General features: G+C 55.2%; 20 protein-coding genes. 6 read left to right on the top strand and 14 right to left on the bottom strand.

Annotated features, from left to right (window positions below):
* Positions 1-557 precede the first annotated feature (557 nt).
* Entirely contained in the window at positions 558-1,841 is a 1,284-nt protein-coding gene (locus tag HX773_RS10090; protein WP_176971395.1) for a citrate synthase, read from the top strand.
* 29 nt (positions 1,842-1,870) lie between these two features.
* Here the strand turns inward: HX773_RS10090 and nei are convergent, their stop codons facing one another.
* The 11 genes from nei to HX773_RS10035 form a co-directional block, all read right to left on the bottom strand.
* Entirely contained in the window at positions 1,871-2,659 is a 789-nt protein-coding gene (gene nei / locus HX773_RS10085) for an endonuclease VIII (RefSeq protein ID WP_176971394.1), read from the bottom strand.
* Positions 2,660-2,670: 11 nt separating this feature from the next.
* Positions 2,671-3,318 carry a pyroglutamyl-peptidase I gene (pcp, locus tag HX773_RS10080; RefSeq protein ID WP_176971393.1) on the bottom strand — a complete coding sequence of 216 codons (648 nt, stop codon included), beginning with the start codon at positions 3,316-3,318 and terminating at the stop codon, positions 2,671-2,673.
* Positions 3,319-3,325: 7 nt separating this feature from the next.
* Entirely contained in the window at positions 3,326-4,342 is a 1,017-nt protein-coding gene (locus tag HX773_RS10075) for a DUF979 domain-containing protein (RefSeq protein WP_176971392.1), read from the bottom strand.
* A complete protein-coding gene (locus tag HX773_RS10070; protein WP_110865738.1) occupies positions 4,342-5,070 on the bottom strand; it encodes a DUF969 domain-containing protein in 729 nt (242 codons plus the stop codon). The genes HX773_RS10075 and HX773_RS10070 overlap by 1 nt, the downstream gene beginning before the upstream one ends.
* Before the next feature lie 58 nt (positions 5,071-5,128).
* Positions 5,129-5,866, bottom strand: a complete 738-nt coding sequence (pxpA, locus tag HX773_RS10065) for a 5-oxoprolinase subunit PxpA (protein WP_176971391.1) — start codon at positions 5,864-5,866, stop codon at positions 5,129-5,131.
* Positions 5,856-6,788 carry a 5-oxoprolinase subunit PxpC gene (pxpC, locus tag HX773_RS10060; protein ID WP_176971390.1) on the bottom strand — a complete coding sequence of 311 codons (933 nt, stop codon included), beginning with the start codon at positions 6,786-6,788 and terminating at the stop codon, positions 5,856-5,858. Before pxpC ends, pxpA begins: the two co-directional genes overlap by 11 nt.
* On the bottom strand, positions 6,782-7,438 hold the full coding sequence (gene pxpB / locus HX773_RS10055) for a 5-oxoprolinase subunit PxpB (RefSeq protein ID WP_176971389.1): 657 nt from the start codon (positions 7,436-7,438) through the stop codon (positions 6,782-6,784). The genes pxpC and pxpB overlap by 7 nt, the downstream gene beginning before the upstream one ends.
* A gap of 161 nt (positions 7,439-7,599) precedes the next feature.
* A complete protein-coding gene (locus tag HX773_RS10050; RefSeq protein ID WP_176971388.1) occupies positions 7,600-8,343 on the bottom strand; it encodes a type 2 GTP cyclohydrolase I in 744 nt (247 codons plus the stop codon).
* A gap of 18 nt (positions 8,344-8,361) precedes the next feature.
* Complete coding sequence (phrB, locus tag HX773_RS10045; RefSeq protein ID WP_176971387.1) at positions 8,362-9,789, bottom strand: deoxyribodipyrimidine photo-lyase; 1,428 nt, start codon at positions 9,787-9,789, stop codon at positions 8,362-8,364.
* 12 nt (positions 9,790-9,801) lie between these two features.
* Complete coding sequence (locus HX773_RS10040) at positions 9,802-10,758, bottom strand: 2-thiouracil desulfurase family protein (RefSeq protein WP_176971386.1); 957 nt, start codon at positions 10,756-10,758, stop codon at positions 9,802-9,804.
* Positions 10,759-10,910: 152 nt separating this feature from the next.
* Complete coding sequence (locus HX773_RS10035; protein ID WP_008107019.1) at positions 10,911-11,111, bottom strand: YbfA family protein; 201 nt, start codon at positions 11,109-11,111, stop codon at positions 10,911-10,913.
* A 246-nt stretch (positions 11,112-11,357) separates the two neighbouring features.
* Between HX773_RS10035 and kdpE the strand changes: the two genes are divergently transcribed.
* Positions 11,358-12,032: a two-component system response regulator KdpE gene (kdpE, locus tag HX773_RS10030; protein ID WP_176971385.1), complete on the top strand. Its 675-nt coding sequence runs from the start codon at positions 11,358-11,360 to the stop codon at positions 12,030-12,032.
* Positions 12,033-12,071: 39 nt separating this feature from the next.
* Here the strand turns inward: kdpE and pgm are convergent, their stop codons facing one another.
* Positions 12,072-13,712 (bottom strand): phosphoglucomutase (alpha-D-glucose-1,6-bisphosphate-dependent), encoded by a 1,641-nt coding sequence (pgm, locus tag HX773_RS10025; protein ID WP_176971384.1) that lies wholly within the window; start codon positions 13,710-13,712, stop codon positions 12,072-12,074.
* A 24-nt stretch (positions 13,713-13,736) separates the two neighbouring features.
* Entirely contained in the window at positions 13,737-14,276 is a 540-nt protein-coding gene (seqA, locus tag HX773_RS10020; protein ID WP_061717375.1) for a replication initiation negative regulator SeqA, read from the bottom strand.
* Positions 14,277-14,524: 248 nt separating this feature from the next.
* On the opposite strand from seqA, the gene ybfF reads away from it, so the two are divergent.
* The 4 genes from ybfF (at position 14,525) to fur (ending at position 17,204) form a co-directional block, all read left to right on the top strand.
* On the top strand, positions 14,525-15,289 hold the full coding sequence (gene ybfF, locus HX773_RS10015) for an esterase (protein ID WP_176971383.1): 765 nt from the start codon (positions 14,525-14,527) through the stop codon (positions 15,287-15,289).
* A 167-nt stretch (positions 15,290-15,456) separates the two neighbouring features.
* Positions 15,457-15,732 carry a LexA regulated protein gene (ybfE, locus tag HX773_RS10010; protein ID WP_007890670.1) on the top strand — a complete coding sequence of 92 codons (276 nt, stop codon included), beginning with the start codon at positions 15,457-15,459 and terminating at the stop codon, positions 15,730-15,732.
* A 137-nt stretch (positions 15,733-15,869) separates the two neighbouring features.
* A complete protein-coding gene (gene fldA / locus HX773_RS10005) occupies positions 15,870-16,400 on the top strand; it encodes a flavodoxin FldA (RefSeq protein ID WP_008107028.1) in 531 nt (176 codons plus the stop codon).
* A gap of 354 nt (positions 16,401-16,754) precedes the next feature.
* Positions 16,755-17,204: a ferric iron uptake transcriptional regulator gene (gene fur, locus HX773_RS10000; RefSeq protein WP_007890672.1), complete on the top strand. Its 450-nt coding sequence runs from the start codon at positions 16,755-16,757 to the stop codon at positions 17,202-17,204.
* Between the two features lie 60 nt (positions 17,205-17,264).
* Here the strand turns inward: fur and HX773_RS09995 are convergent, their stop codons facing one another.
* Positions 17,265-17,660 (bottom strand): hypothetical protein, encoded by a 396-nt coding sequence (locus tag HX773_RS09995; RefSeq protein ID WP_176971382.1) that lies wholly within the window; start codon positions 17,658-17,660, stop codon positions 17,265-17,267.
* Positions 17,661-17,763: the final 103 nt, after the last annotated feature.

Below are 17,763 nucleotides of genomic sequence, written 5' to 3'. Positions count from 1 at the left end.
CAAAATAGCAACATCCAGTGTTAAATAAAGCGGGTAAAACGCTGGGTGGCTCCTGGTGTCAGGGTGTTCCGGAGACCTGGCCGCAGTATAGGAGGATCACATTCTGATTACAATTCCCCTACAATCTCTTTGGTCACATTTAGGCTGAACAGTGATCACCTTCACGAATTTCACAATTTATACATTTTTAATTATCTGATTTGACAAAGAATCAACATTTCAGTTACAAACAATCGCATTAAAGCCCTATGATGCACAAAAGTTATGGGGATACACTTTCCCCTAAGCTCAAGTTATGTAACATTGCCAATACAAGTTATATAAAGCATCAGGTTATTGGTTACCAAGAAGTTATGTCGTGACAGGAACTTTAACATCCTCGATGTGCAGCATGTCATGCCCCGACGCCACCGAATGGCCCAGCTCAGCGTTCACTCTGTAACCCTGCACGACACACGTTACCGCAGAGTGATGCTGTGAAGATTGTGGTTTTACGTAACAACATGGCTATTCTGGTGTCTAAGATCCTTACCTTAAGGCGCTATGGAGACGAAATAATGACAGATAAAAAAGTGACGCTAACCCTACAAGATAATACGTCTGTTGAACTGGACGTGATGCAAGGCACGCTGGGACAAGATGTTGTTGATGTCCGCGCCCTTGGCTCACAAGGCCTGTTCACCTTCGATCCCGGCTTCACCTCTACTGCGTCCTGCGAATCCAAAATCACCTTTATTGATGGTGATGAAGGCATTCTGTTACACCGTGGTTTCCCGATTGATCAGCTTGCGACTCACTCTAACTACCTCGAAGTGTGTTACATCTTGCTGAATGGCGAAGCCCCGACCCAAGCCCAGTTTGAAGAGTTCCGCACTACCGTTACCCGCCACACCATGATCCACGAGCAAATCACCCGACTGTTCCATGGCTTCCGCCGCGATTCGCATCCAATGGCGGTGATGTGTGGTGTGACCGGTGCGCTGGCGGCGTTTTATCACGACTCTTTAGACGTCAACATTGAACGTCACCGTGAAATCGCTGCGTTCCGCCTGCTGTCGAAAATGCCGACCATGGCCGCGATGTGCTACAAATACTCCATCGGCCAGCCGTTTGTTTATCCGCGTAACGATCTCTCTTATGCCGGTAACTTCCTGCATATGATGTTTGCCACGCCGTGCGAAGAGTACAAAGTAAACCCGGTGCTGGAACGCGCCATGGACCGTATTCTGATTCTGCACGCCGACCATGAGCAGAACGCCTCAACCTCTACCGTGCGTACCGCAGGCTCTTCAGGCGCGAACCCGTTTGCCTGTATCGCCGCCGGTATCGCTTCACTGTGGGGACCGGCGCATGGCGGTGCCAACGAAGCGACGCTGCGTATGCTGGAAGAGATCAGCACCGTTGAGCACATCCCTGAGTTTGTGAAACGTGCGAAAGATAAGAACGATTCGTTCCGTCTAATGGGATTCGGCCACCGCGTGTATAAAAACTACGATCCGCGCGCTACCGTAATGCGTGACACTTGCCATGAAGTGCTGAACGAACTGGGCATGAAAGATGATCTGCTGGAAGTGGCGATGGAGCTGGAACACATTGCGCTGAACGACCCGTACTTCATCGAGCGTAAACTCTATCCAAACGTCGATTTCTATTCAGGCATCATCCTGAAAGCGATGGGCATTCCGTCTTCCATGTTTACCGTTATCTTCGCGATGGCGCGTACCGTGGGCTGGATTGCACACTGGAAAGAGATGCACGACGAAGGCATGAAAATCGCCCGTCCGCGTCAGCTGTATACCGGTTACACCGAGCGCCCATTCACCTCGGCGCTGGATAAATAAGAAAAAAGGGCGGGATTATCCCGCCCTTCTCACATCTGGCATCCCGGACACCAGTAAAACGGCCGCGATGACAGCACGCCCTTCTCAATCACCGCGCCACATCGCCGACACTTTTTGCCCTGCCGATGAAACACCTCGAAGCGAAACGCTGCATCTTCATGATACTTCTTCATGCTGCCACGCATCTGATACGACAAACGCGGCACCGCCAGCATCGCCTCACTTAACGCCGTCAGCTGCTGCTCGCTGAGGTCCTGCGCCCGATGCGACGCCAGCAATCCGGCGTGCCACAAAATCTCCACGCGCAGATAATTGCCGAGGCCGGCTAAAAAGGCCTGATCGAGCAGCAAGCCGCTGAACTGGCGACGACGAAAACGCGGCGACAGCAAACGCTCGCGCACCTCTTCCACCGTTAAGCTGGCATCCAGCACATCCGGGCCCACGCGCTGCAAAAACGGATGCGCCGCTAAGGTATCGGCGTTGAGCAGCTCAATATCCGAGGCGCTATACAGCAAAATGGTTTTATCCGCAGTCGCGAGCCGCACGCGCAGCTGACGCGTGGTATTCGGCTGCGTGCCGGTTGGCACCACGCGCCACACGCCGTACAGCTGATTGTGGCTGTAGAGCGTCAAACCGTTAGAGAAGTGGGTGAGCAGCGCTTTACCGCGCGTTTCGAAGGCGTTGATGGTGGCATCTATCAGCGCCGGTTCGTAGGTTTTCAGCTGTGGAAAGGCAAACCACACATCGGTGAGTGGTTTGCCGACCATTGCCTCTGCCAGCTGATCCGCCGCGCGGCGGATCTCCGGTCCCTCAGGCATAACAACTCCTGTTAATGCGTGGCACCACCGACGACGCGGATGTCATTTTCGGTACTCAGGATCACCTGCAGCGAGGTTTCCAGCGCCTGAATCACGCTCGAAGTCGCCATGCTGGCCACGCCGGGATGGTGCGCCGCTTGTTCCGGCATATACGGGATGTGAATAAATCCGCCGCGCGCCTTGCTGTTGGTGGTGTGGATCCAGTGCAGCAGGCTGTACATCACGTGATTACAGGTGAAGGTGCCGGCGGTTTGCGATACCGAAGCCGGCACGCCCACTTCACGCAGCGCGGCAACCATCGCTTTGATCGGCAGCGTGGAGAAATAGGCCGCCGGGCCATCAGCCTCGATGGGTTGATCGATCGGTTGCTGCTGGTTGTTATCCGGAATGCGCGCGTCATCCACGTTGATCGCGACGCGTTCAACGGTAATATCGGCGCGGCCGCCCGCTTGCCCGACGCACAGCACGCGATCGGGTTGAATCTCCTCCAGCGCGCGCGTCAGCACTTCACCGCAGGTGGCAAACACCACCGGCAGCTGGCGAACCACAATGCGTGCACCGGCGATCTCTTTGCCGTCAAAAGTGCGCACCGCTTCCCACGAAGGGTTGATGTTTTCGCCACCAAAGGGCTCAAACGCCGTCATTAACACCGTTTTCATTGCAACCTCACAAGAACATCAGGAAGTAGAGCAGGAAAATATTCACTATCAAAAGTAGCACACCGGTTGGCACCTGAGCCTTGATCACCGCGTTGCGGTCCGGCAGTTCCAGCAGGCGCGCTGGCACGATGTTGAAGTTGGCCGCCATCGGCGTCATCAGCGTGCCGCAATAGCCGGAGAACATCCCAATCGCCGCCATGACCGCCGGATTGCCGCCGTGTTGCAGCACCAGAATCGGAATACCAATCCCGGCGGTGACAATCGGGAAGGCAGCAAACGCATTGCCCATCACCATGGTCAGCAACGCCATGCCACCCGCATACACCGCGACGGCAATCAGGCGATTATCCACCGCCAGATATTGTTCAGTGAGGTGTGAAATCGCCGTGCCGACACCGGCGCTGGTGAACAGCAGGCCAAGCGTGGCCAGAATCTGCGGCAGAATAAACGCCCAACCCACCGCATCCAGCAGGCGACGGGTTTCCTGCATCGACTGCAGCGGCTTTTCATGGGTGATTTTCAACGCAATCAGCCAGCCCAGCAGGCAGCCAATCATCATGGAGAACAGCGTCACCAGCGTGGAGTGATTGCCGGGACCAAACACCCTGTCCTGCAAACCGGGAATATGGTTAAACGCCAGCACGCCAATCACCGTCACCAGTGGAATCGCCAGCGCTGGCAGGAACAGTTTGTTATGCAGACGTTTAGCACTTTCCTGTTTCTGCTCATCGCTGCGCTGATGATAACGACCCAGACGCACGCCGCCGAAACCGGCAATCAGCGCCATCAATACCACGGCCACGCCCACGCCGATATGCAACCAGCGGCGGCCGAGTTCGGCATCGCCCGCCCATTGTCCCATCAGCTGATAAGCACCGTCGCCAATCAGGAAAATCAGGCCATACAGTGCCCAGAACAGACCGGTGGTAAAACGGCGCGGGTTAGCGCTGTCACGCCAGGAAAGTACGGCAACCACCAGCAGGATCACCCCCGCCAGCCACATCAAATATTGTTGCTGGAACATTACTTCGCTCCTTTGGCGTTCAGCGCCTGCTGGTTCAACGCGCCCAATTCACGCGACAACTGGCGATCAAGACGCACCAGACGAGCTGAATGAATGAGGAAAGCACAGAGAGCGGTAGGAATGCCCCACAGCGCGATATGCAGCGGTTCGGTGCTGATACCGGCAGATTCCTGCATAAAGTTATGCATGAAGATAATCGCGCCAAAGGCAACGAAGATATCCTCGCCAAAGAACAGACCGATGTTATCGGTCGCCGCAGACATGGCGCGCAGACGATGGCGCACTTCTGGTGGGACGTCACCGTAGCGGTTCTCCGTGGCACCTTCGGCCATCGGCGCCAGCAGCGGACGCACCATTTGCGGATGGCCGCCCAGGCTGGTTAAGCCCAGCGCGGCGGTGGCTTCACGCACAAACAGGTAGACGATCAGTAAGCGTCCGGCGGTGGCGGTTTTGATCTGCGCGATCCAGCTTTGCGCACGCTCTTTCAGGCCATGACGCTCCAGCAAACCGATAACAGCCAGCGGCAGCAGCAAAATCAGCGGCAGGTTACGCGTATTGAGGAAGCCAGAGCCGAGCTTTTCCAGAATGTCTGCCAGCGGCAGATGCGCCGCCAGCCCGGTGACGAAGCCCGCCACAATCACCACCAGCACCGGGTTAAAGCGCAGCACAAAACCCAGAATGATGGCGGCAATGCCCAGCAGCGGCCAGAGGTTTACCACGTTATCCATGTTGTTCCCTTATGTGAAAAGACAAAGCCCGGCGTGATGCCGGGCAATGAGTAAAACGTTATGCGCTGGTGACTGCAATCTGACTGGTCGCAAATGCCGCGCGCAGCGTGCGGGCGAACTGCAGCGCGTGTGCGCCATCACCGTGTAAACAGACGGTTTCGGCGTTAACCTTGACCCATTCTCCGCTGATGCTCTGCACCTGACGCTGCTGCACCATCGCCAGCGTTTGCGCCAGCGCCTGATCGGCATCTTCAATCATCGCTTGCGGCTGGCTGCGTGGCACTAACGCCCCGCTCGCCAGATAGCCACGATCGGCAAACACCTCTTCGCGGGTGCACAGACCATGATGCGCCGCGGCCGCAATCGACGCGCTGCCCGCTAATCCCACCAGAATCAATCCGCTATCCACGGCTTTTACCGCGCGCGCGATGGCATCCGCCAGTTGCGGATCGCCCGCCGCCTGGTTGTACAGCATGCCGTGCGGCTTGACGTGTACCAGCCGTTCGCCTTCGCTCTCGGCAATGCTTTTCAGCGCACCAATCTGGTAGATCATCTGCGCATACACCGTTTCCGGCGGCAGCTGCATGGCGGTACGGCCAAAGTTTTCCCGATCGGGGAAACTCGGATGCGCGCCAATCGCCACGCCAGACGCTTTCGCCCAGCGCACCGATTGCAGCATGGTTTGCGCATCACCGGCGTGGAAGCCGCAGGCGATATTGGCTGAACTCACCAGCGTCAGTAGTTCCTGATCGCTGGCGCTGCCTTCGCCGAGATCGGCGTTAAGATCAATCTTCATGGGCCAATCCCCAGGCTATTTGGTCGAAGGAACGTTGTTGATGCTGTTTGGCGTGAATCGCGTCTTCCAGCGTGCAGTGGATAAAGTGAATCGGTTCGCCGAGGCGAATTTGCGCCAGATGATAGAGATCGGCTTCGATGATGCAGGCAATGCGCGGATAGCCGCCGGTGGTTTGTGCGTCCGCCATCAACACAATCGGCTGACCATTGGGCGGCACCTGCACCACGCCGGGCACTAAACCGTGCGACAGCAAATCGCGCGTTGCATCGCGATGCAGTTGTCGGCCCTGCAGGCGATAACCCATGCGGTTACTTTGCGGACTGAGCTTCCACGGGCTGCGCCAGAAACCCTGCTGCGCCTCACGCGAGAACTCGTTATATTCCGGACCCGCTAAGGCGCGGATGCGGTTGCCCCACAGCAGTTGACGCACGCCGGCTTTATCTTTGAAGTCACGCGTCGCTTTGCCCAACGGCAGCTCGTCGCCATCCTGCAGTTTACGTCCCTGCCAGCCGCCAAATGCCGCCTTGAGATCGGTACTGACCGAACCGAGCATTTCCGGCACGGCAAAACCACCGTTAACCGCCAGATAACTGCGCATGCCGCGCGTTGGCGTTGCCAGCGTCAGCACCTGCCCTTTTTTCACCGGCAAGCGCCAGCCGGTCCACACCGATTTGCCATCCAGATCGGCATTGCAGCCTGCGCCCGTCAGTGCGAACCAGCCATCGCGCTTAAATTCCACTTTGAACTGGCCGAGCACGATTTCCAATACGGCACTGTGCTCGGGATTGCCCACCAACATGTTGGCGGTACGCATCGCCGGTTGATCGAGCGCGCCGCCCACGCTGATGCCATATTGGCGGAAGCCGGTGCGGCCGTGGTCTTGCAGCGAGGTCATCATGCCCGCGCGGAGAATTTTTAACATACGCCCTCCTGCTGCGGCACAAAACGCACGCTATCGCCGGGACGTAACAGTGTCGGTGGATGCTGAAGCGGGTCGAACAGGCTAAGCGGCGTGTGACCAATCAGTTGCCAGCCGCCGGGCGCGGCTAATGGATAGATGCCGGTTTGGCTGCCGCCGATGCCCACCGAGCCGCTCGGTACCAGCACGCGCGGTTCAGCGCGGCGCGGCGTGTGTAAACGCTCATCCAGGCCGCCGAGATAAGGGAAACCAGGCTGGAAGCCGATGAAATAGACCACGTAATCGATGCTGCTGTGCAGTTCTACCGCTTGCCTGACCGTCATGTTGGCGCGCTCCGCGACCTCCTGCAGATCCGGCCCGCCTGCGCCGCCGTACACGACAGGAATCTCGACGCGGCGCGATTCCGGCAGCTGCGCTTCGCTCTCTTCCCACCAGCGCTGCAAACGCTCAATGGCATCCAACGCATTCAACTGAGGATCGCGCAGCAGCAACGTCAGGTTGTTCATTCCAGGAATCACTTCCTCTACCTGCTCGTTCTGCTGCAGTCGCTGACACAATCCCCAGATACGCTGCTGGCTGGTCAACGAAACCGGCGGTTCCAGTTCCAGCACCACCGCGCGCTCACCTAGCAGATAACAACGTGCTCGTTGCAAAAACAACCTCCTGGTAAAAGTCAAAACATTACGTAGGGTCGTCATTCATGGCGACCGCGTGTCTCGTTTATGCGTAAAGGCAATACGTTATGCGAAAGTGACAGAGATGTGTCAACAGATTTGCGCCCTTAACGCAGGTTAAGGGCGTGAGAGTGGAGAAATCAGGCAGGATTGTCGATGTCGATAAAGGTCACATCAAGGCCATGATGGGCGGCTAACCACTCGCCCAGCGCCTTGATGCCGCCGCGTTCGGTCGCGTGGTGTCCGGCGGCAAAAAAGTGCAAACCTTGTTCGCGCGCGCTGTGGATGGTTTGCTCAGAAACTTCGCCGGTAATAAAGGCATCGACGCCAAAGGCTGCCGCGCTATCGATAAAGCCCTGACCGCCGCCGCTGCACCAGGCAACGCGCTTGATCAATGCCGGCGCGTTATCACCGCAGTGCAGCGGTGTGCGGCCTAAACGCTGGGCAATTTTTTCCGCCAGCGCCGCGCCACTTAGTGGTTCTGCTAACTCGCCCCACGGCACCAGCGGCTGAATCTCGCCTTTCACTTCAATATCAAACAGACGCGCCAGCTGCGCGTTATTACCCAACTCGGGATGCGCGTCCAGCGGCAAATGCCAGCCATACAGGTTGATATCATTGGCCAGCAGCGTGCGCAGACGCTGGCGCTTCATGCCTTTAATTACCGGCGCTTCGCTTTTCCAGAAGTATCCGTGATGCACCAGCACCGCATCGGCGTTGCGTTTCACCGCTTCATCCAGCAGCGCCTGACAAGCGGTTACGCCGGTAATGATGGTTTTCACCTCGGCGCGCCCTTCCACCTGCAAACCGTTCGGCGCATAATCGCTGAAGGCGCTGTTATTCAGCTGCTGGTTAACGATCTGTTCTAACTCGACATTATTCATTACGGCTCCCTGACCGCCTCAAGCCGCGCTGCGAGCGCGCTCAAAGGCGTCTAGTGTCTTTTTACGTGCGTCCTTATGTTCCACGATTGGCGCTGGATAATCGAGTTTCTTGTTATTTTTCTGTGCCCACACCTGCGGCTGATGGATATCGCTGTCAGGCACTTCGCTGAGTTCCGGCAGCCACTGGCGTATAAACTCGCCCTGTTTATCGAAGCGCTCGCCCTGCGTGGTGGGATTGAAGATACGAAAATAGGGCGCGGCATCGGTGCCGGTTGACGCGGCCCATTGCCAACCGCCGTTGTTGGCGGCCAGATCGCCATCGATCAGCTGTTGCATGAAATAACGCTCGCCTTCACGCCAGTCGATCAACAGATCCTTCACCAGGAAACTGGCGGTAATCATGCGCAAGCGATTATGCATCCAGCCGAGCGTGTTGAGCTGGCGCATCGCCGCATCAACAATCGGATAGCCGGTTTTGCCCTGTTGCCAGGCTTTGAGATGTACGTCGTTTTGCTGCCAATCGACGTTGCGCGTCCAGTCGACAAACGGCTGATGCTTACACAGCGCTGGAAACGCCACCATCAGATGACGATAGAACTCGCGCCAGATCAGTTCGTTCAGCCAGGTAAAAGCCTTGCCTTCATTGAGCGCATCAGGATGCTCTTTTAATACGCGATGCAAACACTGACGCGGCGACAGCACGCCAATCGCCAGATAGGCCGATAAACGGCTGGTACCATCGATGGCCGGTAAATCACGCTGATCCGGGTAATGTTGCACCGCCTGTTTGGCGAAGTGGCGCAGCTGTTTCAACGCCGCCTCTTCACCCGCCGGGAACCAGCTGTCATCAAAGGCTTCACAGGGATAATCAAAGGTGGGGATGTTGTTTTCGATGCTGATGGGCGCGCCATCACGCGCTTTCGGTGCGTGATAACACTCCGGCAAGCCCTGATGCAGACGTCGAACAAAGGCTCTGCTAAACGGAGTGAACACCTTGAACATGGTGTTGCTGCCGGTTTGCACACTGCCCGGCGGAAACAGCAGGCTGTCGTCGAATCCCTGACAAATTACGCCCTGCGCATCCAGACGTTTCTCCGCCTGCGCATCGCGTTCACGCTCGTTGATTTCGTACTGGTAGTTGTAGAACAGCGCATCCACCCGCTGCTGCTGGCAAAATTCCGCCAGGTAATCAATCGAAGCGGCAAAATCATCACACTGATGGAAATTCAGAGGAATGCCGCGTTCAGCCAGCGACTGTTGCAACAAGCTGAGATTTTGCTGGATGAACGCCGCCTGCTTTGGCGCCATCTGATGCTGCTGCCACTGCTGCGGTGTGGCGATAAACAGCGCAATCACTTTGGCCTGGCTATCGCGGCAGGCAGCGGCCAGCGCCATGTTGTCATTAATGCGCAGATCGTTACGCAACCAAACTAAATGGGTGGTCATAAAGCCCCGAAATTATTGTCCGTAGCGCAAACGCAGCGCTTCCGGATAAGGATCAAAGTAGCGCTGTTGTGCCAGCCACGGATGCGGATATTCCGCCATGTAGTGTTTCAGCATGGTGATCGGGGCTAACAGCGGCTGCACGCCAAGACGATAGCGATCAATCAGTTGCGCCAGCTCCTGACGCTGCGGCGAGCTCAGCTGTGGACGGAAGTAGCCTTGTACATGCATCAGCACGTTAGTGTGATTGCGTCGTGATGCCTGATGTGACATCAGGTGCATCAGACGATTGCGGTACTCAACGGCGTAATCCTCCAGCGAATCCCACTGATCCATCGCCGCGACAAAACGGCCCATATCGCGGTACTCATCCTGCGCATGAGAAAGCAGCAGCAATTTATAGCGGCTGTGGAAGGCCATCAGCTTGTGGCGCGATAATCCGCTGCGCCACATTTCGTTGAATTCGTGCAGCGCATAGACGCGGCCGATAAAGTTTTCTCGGATAGCGTCATCATGCAGACGACCATCCTCTTCCAGCGGCAGCCACGGCATCTCTTTCTGCAGAAAGGCGGTAAACATGCCGGTGCCCGCTTTGCGATTGTTATTAGTTTCAGGCTCGTAAACGCGGACGCGTTCCAGCCCACAGCTAGGCGATTTAGCACAGAGAATGTAGCCGCACAGATGATGTAGCGACTTCACCCGCTCGGCGGACCAGCGCTGCATCTCTTCCGTCACCTCTTCGCCGCCATCTTTGCTGAAACAGAGATGGATGTTTTCATCGCTCTCTTTTACCAGGCGCAAAGCCGGACGCGGCGTCGGTAAGCCAATCGCCATTTCGGGACAGACAGGTTCAAAGCGCACAAATGGCACGAGTTCGTCCGTGGCGAAAGCAAAACGTTTGTGGCCGCCATCAAATCGGACGTTATCCCCGAGCAGGCAAGCGCTGATACCAACAGGAATTTTCTCGCTCATACTTGTACAACCTCAGAAATCTTGTAGAGGTTTTAAGTGTAGCTGAAATGCGCGGGGATAACAGCGGGAACGCGCGGTGGGCGTGAAAATTATCGATAAAAAAACCCGGCGCTTCACGGGAAGTCGCCGGGTTAATACTGCGCTGAAACTGGTTACCAGTGAATGCCAGCAGCCGCTTCCGACTGCGCCAGCCAGACGGGTTTCGTGCTGGTTTTGCACCACATACGATGCAGGTAACTGTACAAACGCGCGCGATCTGAGCGGAATAACATCACTGGCAGCGCCAGCAAACCGATTGCTACCACCAGCACGCGGCGCAGTACGATTTTATACAGTGGATATGCGCGATCCATCTTTGGCCCCCTTGTGGTAAACATTGCGTTGAAATGTGATCTGGTTCAGATATTACCCGTTGTTGTGTAATTTTACTACTCATCCGACCACTATACTTGCGCTTTTTTTCAGCAATTTGTGTGGTGATGAAAGTTAGTTACAAGATTGTGAATTAAACGATTCCTTCAAGTTAAAAACTTCGTGACGGACGCCGGGCCGCTTTATTGCTAAAGTGATGCGTTAACTTTTTTGCCGCTGGAGGCAGCGTGACGACCATCTTGATAGTGGAAGATGAAAAAGAGATTCGCCGTTTCGTGCGCCTGGCGCTGGAGAGCGAAGGCCTGAAAATTGTGGAAGCGGAGCAACTGCAGCGCGGCCTGATTGAAGCAGCGACGCGTAAGCCCGATCTGGTGATCCTCGATCTTGGCTTGCCGGATGGTGATGGCAATGATTTTATCCGTGAAGTGCGTCAGTGGAGCAGCATGCCGGTGATTGTGCTGTCGGCACGCACCGATGAGCAGGATAAGATTGATGCGCTGGACGCCGGTGCGGATGATTATCTCACTAAGCCGTTTGGCATTGGTGAACTGCTGGCGCGCGTACGCGTGGCGCTGCGTCGCCATCAAAGCAGCCAGCCAGAACCGATAGTGAAATTTGGTGAAGTGAGCGTCGATTTGGCGGCGCGCCGCGTGCTGCGCAACCAACAGGAAGTGCATCTGACGCCAACCGAATTTCGTCTGCTGAGTTTGCTGCTGAATAATGCCGGCAAAGTGCTGACTCAGCGTCAGTTGCTGAATCAGGTTTGGGGGCCAAATGCGGTGGAACACAGCCACTATTTGCGCATCTATATGGGCCACTTGCGGCAAAAGCTGGAAGCGAATCCCACGCAGCCCAGCCATTTACTGACCGAAACCGGTATCGGTTATCGATTTATGCCATAAAAGAGGCGGCCAAAAGGCCGCCTCTGATGATGGGTACGATTACGCGTTTTTCAGTACTTCGCTAACAATCTCAACCGCTTCTTTCTCGATTTGCTGACGATGTTCAGCACCAAGGAAGCTTTCGCAGTAGATTTTGTAAGCGTCTTCGGTACCTGATGGACGCGCGGCAAACCAGCCGTTTTCCGTCATCACTTTCAGACCGCCGATTGACGCACCGTTACCCGGCGCGGCTGTCAGGCGTGCGGTGATCGGATCACCCGCCAGCGTATCAGCGCTTACCATTTCTGGTGACAGCTTAGACAGCGCCGCTTTCTGTGCAGAAGTCGCTTGAGCCTGCAGACGGTTATAGCTTGGCGCACCAAAGCGCTCTGCCAGCTCGTCATAATGCTGCTGCGGGTTCTTGCCGGTTACCGCCGTGATTTCAGCGGCCAGCAGGCACATAATGATGCCGTCTTTATCGGTTGACCAGGCTGAGCCATCGAAGCGCAGGAAGGATGCGCCCGCGCTCTCTTCACCGCCGAAACCGAAGCTGCCATCGAACAGACCATCAACGAACCATTTGAAACCAACCGGTACTTCCACCAGCTTGCGGCCAATGTCGTTGACGACGCGGTCGATCATCGCGCTGGAAACCAGGGTTTTACCCACAGCAACATCTTTGCCCCATTGTGGGCGATGCTGGAACAGGTAGTTGATCGCCACCGCCAGATAGTGGTTCGGATTCATCAGACCCGCAGGCGTGACGATGCCGTGACGGTCGTAATCAGGATCGTTACCAAAGGCCAGGTCGAATTTGTCTTTGTACGCCAGTAAACCGGCCATCGCGCACTCAGATGAGCAGTCCATACGCACCACGCCATCTTTATCCAGATGCATGAAGCGGAAAGTCTGATCGATCGCATCGTTCACGATGGTCAGATCCAGCTGGTAGTGCTCAGCAATGCGCTGCCAGTAAGCAATACCGGAACCGCCTAACGGATCGACGCCAATTTTCAGGCCAGCTTTCTGAATGGCGGCGAAGTCAATCACCTGTGCCAAACCTTCAACGTACGGCTGAATCAGATCCTGCTCAACGATGTGACCGCTCGCCCATGCCTGATCCAGCGGCAGACGTTTCACGTCTTTCAGTTCGCCCTTGATCAGCTGGTTAGCGCGATCTTCCACCACTTTGGTGACGTTGGTATCAGCCGGGCCACCGTTGGGCGGATTGTATTTGATACCGCCATCTTCCGGTGGGTTGTGCGAAGGCGTGATAACGATGCCGTCCGCCTGCGCGCCGCCGCGTTTGTTGTGCTCAAGAATCGCGTTAGAGATGGCAGGCGTTGGCGTATAGCCGTTGTCCTGCTGCACAATCACGTCCACGCCGTTAGCGGCCAGCACTTCCAGCACCGACAGAATCGCCGGCTCTGACAGCGCATGCGTGTCTTTACCGACGTAGCACGGACCGGTGATGCCATTCTTTTTACGTTCTTCAGCAATCGCCTGCGCGATCGCCAAAATGTGCTGTTCATTGAAGCTTTGGCGTCCCGCGCTGCCGCGGTGGCCTGAAGTGCCAAATTTCACCGCATGATCCGGATTCGCCACATCGGGCTTCAGGACGTAATACTGCGAGGTTAATTGTGCAACGTTAATCAAATCGCTCTGCTGGGCAGGCTGCCCGGCACGGGGGTGATTGGCCATTGGCGCTTCTCCCTGACGCTTCAGTTAAATGGTGCCGCGAACTTTCTCTGTCAGTTCCTGTGGGAACTGCATAGCCAGCATGATGTGTTCCACCATGCTGCATTTGCGACCTGTATTGGTGTTCGTGATCACCCAGTACGGCGTGCCGGGAACGTGCTTCGGCTTGGTATGGGTGCCATTTTGCAGCAGCGTGTGCTCGTCGCCCGCAAAGTAGACGCGGGTACGGCCCTGCAGCGAGGCAGTAGCTTCAGCAAACGCAGCCGGATCAAGACGATAGAGCGTTGACAGTACCAACATGAAGCGGTTAACCGCCTTATTCTGCTCGGCATATTCATCGGAAAGCAGCAGCTCACGTACCGCACGGACGCGATCCTGAGGACGCGCTTCACGGCTGGCAGGTTGCGCTTCTTTCACTGATGCACCAGCGGCGGGCGCAGCAGGTGCGCTCTGTCCGGCGGTGAACTTCAACATGCGGCGCAAAATATCTGAGGCGCTTTCACCAATGTGCTGCGTGTGGCTGGCAATATAACGGTAGAGTTCTTCGTCAACTTCAATCGTTTTCATCTTTTTCCGTACGATTCTGGCAAATGACAGAACCACGCATTATTGCAACGGCCTTAGCAAAATCCAGTCGTGCAAAACGTGAGCGGGTTCTAACATAAGGATTATAAAGTTAAATCCGTGGCAGCCGATAGCGTTGGCAACGTTTCGGGGCAAAAGTCGGAATATGCCCTAATGCCCATCGGCCTGACTGCTGGACAGGTGAATCCATGATAACCTAAGCCAAGGTCACAACCGTAAGAACTTTAGCCATGATTTTGAACGCCCGTCTGCAAACTGAACAATCTGCCCCCGATGCCACACCGATTCTGTTAATCCATGGTCTTTTTGGCAGCCTTGATAACCTTGCCGTGCTGGCGCGTGGGGTGCGTGATGCACGTCCGACGCTGCAGGTGGATGTGCGTAACCACGGCTTGTCGGCGCGTAGCGATGAGATGAATTATCACGTAATGGCGCAGGACATCGTCGAAACGCTGGATGCGCACCATATCGATCGCGCGGGTGTGATTGGCCACTCAATGGGCGGCAAAATCGCCATGGCGCTCAGTGCCATCGCGCCGGAACGTATCGAAAAAATGGTGATGATCGATATCGCGCCCGTTGATTACCAAACGCGCCGCCATGACGAAATTTTTGCCGCTATTCGCGCCGTGAGCGCCGCGGGCGTCACGCGCCGCAGCGAAGCCGCTGAAGTGATGCGTCAGCATATTGATCAAGAAGGCGTGATCCAGTTCATCCTCAAGTCTTTCGCAGAGGGCGAATGGCGCTTTAATGTGCCGGTGCTGTGGGATAATTACAGCACCATTTCCGGCTGGGAAGAGATTCCTGCGTGGCCGCATCCGGCACTGTTTATCCGCGGCGGCGATTCGCCTTATCTGGATAATCAGCATCGCGATGCGCTGCTGCGTCAGTTCCCACAGGCGCATGCACATGTGATCAGCGGCGCTGGACATTGGGTGCACGCCGAGAAACCCGATGCGGTGCTACGCGCCGTTCGGCGTTTTTTTAACCTGTAAAAGCAAAAGCTTGCCGCTTGCGCTTTAGGGTTGGCGTCAGGGAAGGCGCTGGAGTATGATGTCGCGCTAAAAATTTGCCACGGATATTTTTTCGCCGTGGTCGGGCCGATAATGTTTTAATCGCGCAGCGCCTTTCCGCCGTTCGCGCCCACTCAGTTTTACAAACCATGGCAAAAGAACAGACAGACCGCACTACGCTTGATCTCTTCGCAGACGAGCGGCGTCCTGGTCGCCCGAAAACCAGCCCGCTGACGCGTGATGAACAGTTACGCATCAACAAACGTAATCAGCTCAAGCGCGATAAAGTGCGTGGGCTGCGTCGTGTTGAGCTGAAGATGTCGAGCGAGGCGGTTGACGCGCTCAGCACGCTGGCCGATCAGCAGAACATCAGTCGCAGCGAATTGATTGAACAAATGCTGCTGGCACAGCTCAAACTGTCGTAACGCGCGAAGACCGCACGCTGGAACACAAAGTCACGGCTTTACAAGTTCCGCACTTTTTACCGGTCTGCTATTATTCGCATAACTGTGCAGTCAACTGACTTACTTTCACAATCAGGATTCAAGAGGTTACCTAACCCATGGCAATCGTAGGCATTTTCTTCGGCAGCGATACCGGCAACACTGAAAACATTGCAAAGATGATCCAGAAACAACTGGGTAAAGATGTCGCCGAAGTGCATGACATTGCTAAGAGCACCAAAGAAGATCTCGATGCGTTCGACATCCTGCTGCTGGGCATTCCAACCTGGTATTACGGCGAAGCGCAGTGTGACTGGGATGATTTCTTCCCGACGCTGGAAGAGATTGATTTCAATGGCAAGCTGGTAGCGCTGTTTGGTTGTGGCGATCAGGAAGATTACGCCGAGTACTTCTGTGACGCGATGGGCACCATCCGTGACATCATCGAACCGAACGGTGCGGTGATCGTTGGTCACTGGCCAACCGAAGGCTATCACTTCGAAGCCTCTAAAGGCCTGGCCGATGACAAAAACTTCCTTGGTCTGGCCATTGACGAAGATCGTCAGCCAGAATTGACCAACGAACGCGTTGAGAAGTGGGTGAAGCAGATCTTCGACGAGCTGCAGCTGAAAGAGATTATTGAAGCTTAATTCCCTGCTCTGCCCGATGTGCACACTGCCTCACATCGGGCAACGGAATTTCCTATAAAAATAATAGCTACGGTTTTTTAACTTTTCCCCGCAAATCTGTAGAATACCCGCAATGGTCATCCGCTTATTCCTCTGGCAGTAGAATGAGGCTGAGTGAAATGGAATCCAAAACCCAAGCGTCTTGAAGACGTTAGTGACGATATCCTTACAACCTTTGGTGATTAAGGACGTTGCCTTGGTTTTCATTTCACTGCTTGAGTTCTATAATGAGACGCAAATGAGAATGCGCGTTGACCTAAACATTCAAGGCCCCTGCGCCGCAAGTGACTAGCAAAGTAACAGGACAATATCCGCATGACTGACAACAACTCCGCATTGAAGAAGGCTGGCCTGAAAGTCACGCTACCCAGACTGAAAATTCTGGAAGTGCTTCAGGGACCCGGCCCCGAGTCCCATCACGTCAGTGCGGAAGATTTGTATAAGCGCCTGATTGATATGGGCGAAGAGATTGGTCTGGCAACGGTGTATCGCGTTCTTAACCAGTTTGACGACGCGGGCATTGTAACCCGTCACAACTTTGAAGGCGGTAAATCTGTCTTCGAACTGACTCAGCAGCATCACCACGATCACTTGATCTGCCTGGATTGTGGCAAAGTTATCGAATTCAGCGATGAATCAATCGAAACGCGTCAGCGTGAAATTGCCACTCGCCACGGTATCAAACTCAGCAACCACAGCCTGTACCTGTATGGTCACTGTGCTCTGGGAGACTGCCGCGAAGACGATACGCTCCACGATAAGTAATTAAGTGTGCTATGCAGTATAAAAAAACCGGCGCTTGAGCCGGTTTTTTTATGCCTGAAATCAGGCAACGAGCGTTTCTTGTAAGTAGCGCCAACGCGGAATGGCGGTGCTGCAATCCAGTACCGCCAGTGAAATACGGCTCTGATTGATGCCGTTCATCATCTGTAATTCACGATACTGAATCGTCACTTCCTCGCTTTGCTGCGAGATGATGGCGTGCTCACTGGTAGCAATGCGCATCCCTTCGCGCTGCCCCTGCAACTGGCGAAACAGCACTTCCATTTCATTGAGATCCAATCGTTTGCCTTGCGGCGTGACCATTTTGAACTCGGGATGAAAGTGCGACAAAAACAGATCAATACTGTCATCGCTGCCTTCTGCCTGATTGAAAATACGTTCGATAAGCTGATGTAAAACCACCACGCTATGCCTGGCTTCCTGGGCGAGACTTGTCATTTTTTTTCCTTAGATAAGCCGCGGAGCAACGTCTGAGAGCGCATAGCCTACCTGAAAAAAAGTTTTTCACACTGGCAAATGGGTTAATTTTTCTAAAGTCAGA

Origin of the sequence: Pantoea sp. B9002, assembly GCF_013385945.1 — a bacterium.
In the GTDB taxonomy this organism is placed as follows: Bacteria; Pseudomonadota; Gammaproteobacteria; order Enterobacterales; family Enterobacteriaceae; genus Pantoea.
Note: the sequence above shows the minus strand (reverse complement) of the source record. Positions and strands in the feature narration are given on the sequence as shown.

Coding starts and splice junctions, on each gene's coding strand:
- HX773_RS10090 (WP_176971395.1), top strand. CDS start 558: ATGACAGATAAAAAAGTGACGCTAACCCTACAAGATAATACGTCTGTT.
- nei (WP_176971394.1), bottom strand. CDS start 2,659: ATGCCTGAGGGACCGGAGATCCGCCGCGCGGCGGATCAGCTGGCAGAG.
- pcp (WP_176971393.1), bottom strand. CDS start 3,318: ATGAAAACGGTGTTAATGACGGCGTTTGAGCCCTTTGGTGGCGAAAAC.
- HX773_RS10075 (WP_176971392.1), bottom strand. CDS start 4,342: ATGTTCCAGCAACAATATTTGATGTGGCTGGCGGGGGTGATCCTGCTG.
- HX773_RS10070 (WP_110865738.1), bottom strand. CDS start 5,070: ATGGATAACGTGGTAAACCTCTGGCCGCTGCTGGGCATTGCCGCCATC.
- pxpA (WP_176971391.1), bottom strand. CDS start 5,866: ATGAAGATTGATCTTAACGCCGATCTCGGCGAAGGCAGCGCCAGCGAT.
- pxpC (WP_176971390.1), bottom strand. CDS start 6,788: ATGTTAAAAATTCTCCGCGCGGGCATGATGACCTCGCTGCAAGACCAC.
- HX773_RS10050 (WP_176971388.1), bottom strand. CDS start 8,343: ATGAATAATGTCGAGTTAGAACAGATCGTTAACCAGCAGCTGAATAAC.
- phrB (WP_176971387.1), bottom strand. CDS start 9,789: ATGACCACCCATTTAGTTTGGTTGCGTAACGATCTGCGCATTAATGAC.
- HX773_RS10040 (WP_176971386.1), bottom strand. CDS start 10,758: ATGAGCGAGAAAATTCCTGTTGGTATCAGCGCTTGCCTGCTCGGGGAT.
- HX773_RS10035 (WP_008107019.1), bottom strand. CDS start 11,111: ATGGATCGCGCATATCCACTGTATAAAATCGTACTGCGCCGCGTGCTG.
- pgm (WP_176971384.1), bottom strand. CDS start 13,712: ATGGCCAATCACCCCCGTGCCGGGCAGCCTGCCCAGCAGAGCGATTTG.
- seqA (WP_061717375.1), bottom strand. CDS start 14,276: ATGAAAACGATTGAAGTTGACGAAGAACTCTACCGTTATATTGCCAGC.
- ybfF (WP_176971383.1), top strand. CDS start 14,525: ATGATTTTGAACGCCCGTCTGCAAACTGAACAATCTGCCCCCGATGCC.
- ybfE (WP_007890670.1), top strand. CDS start 15,457: ATGGCAAAAGAACAGACAGACCGCACTACGCTTGATCTCTTCGCAGAC.
- fldA (WP_008107028.1), top strand. CDS start 15,870: ATGGCAATCGTAGGCATTTTCTTCGGCAGCGATACCGGCAACACTGAA.
- fur (WP_007890672.1), top strand. CDS start 16,755: ATGACTGACAACAACTCCGCATTGAAGAAGGCTGGCCTGAAAGTCACG.
- HX773_RS09995 (WP_176971382.1), bottom strand. CDS start 17,660: ATGACAAGTCTCGCCCAGGAAGCCAGGCATAGCGTGGTGGTTTTACAT.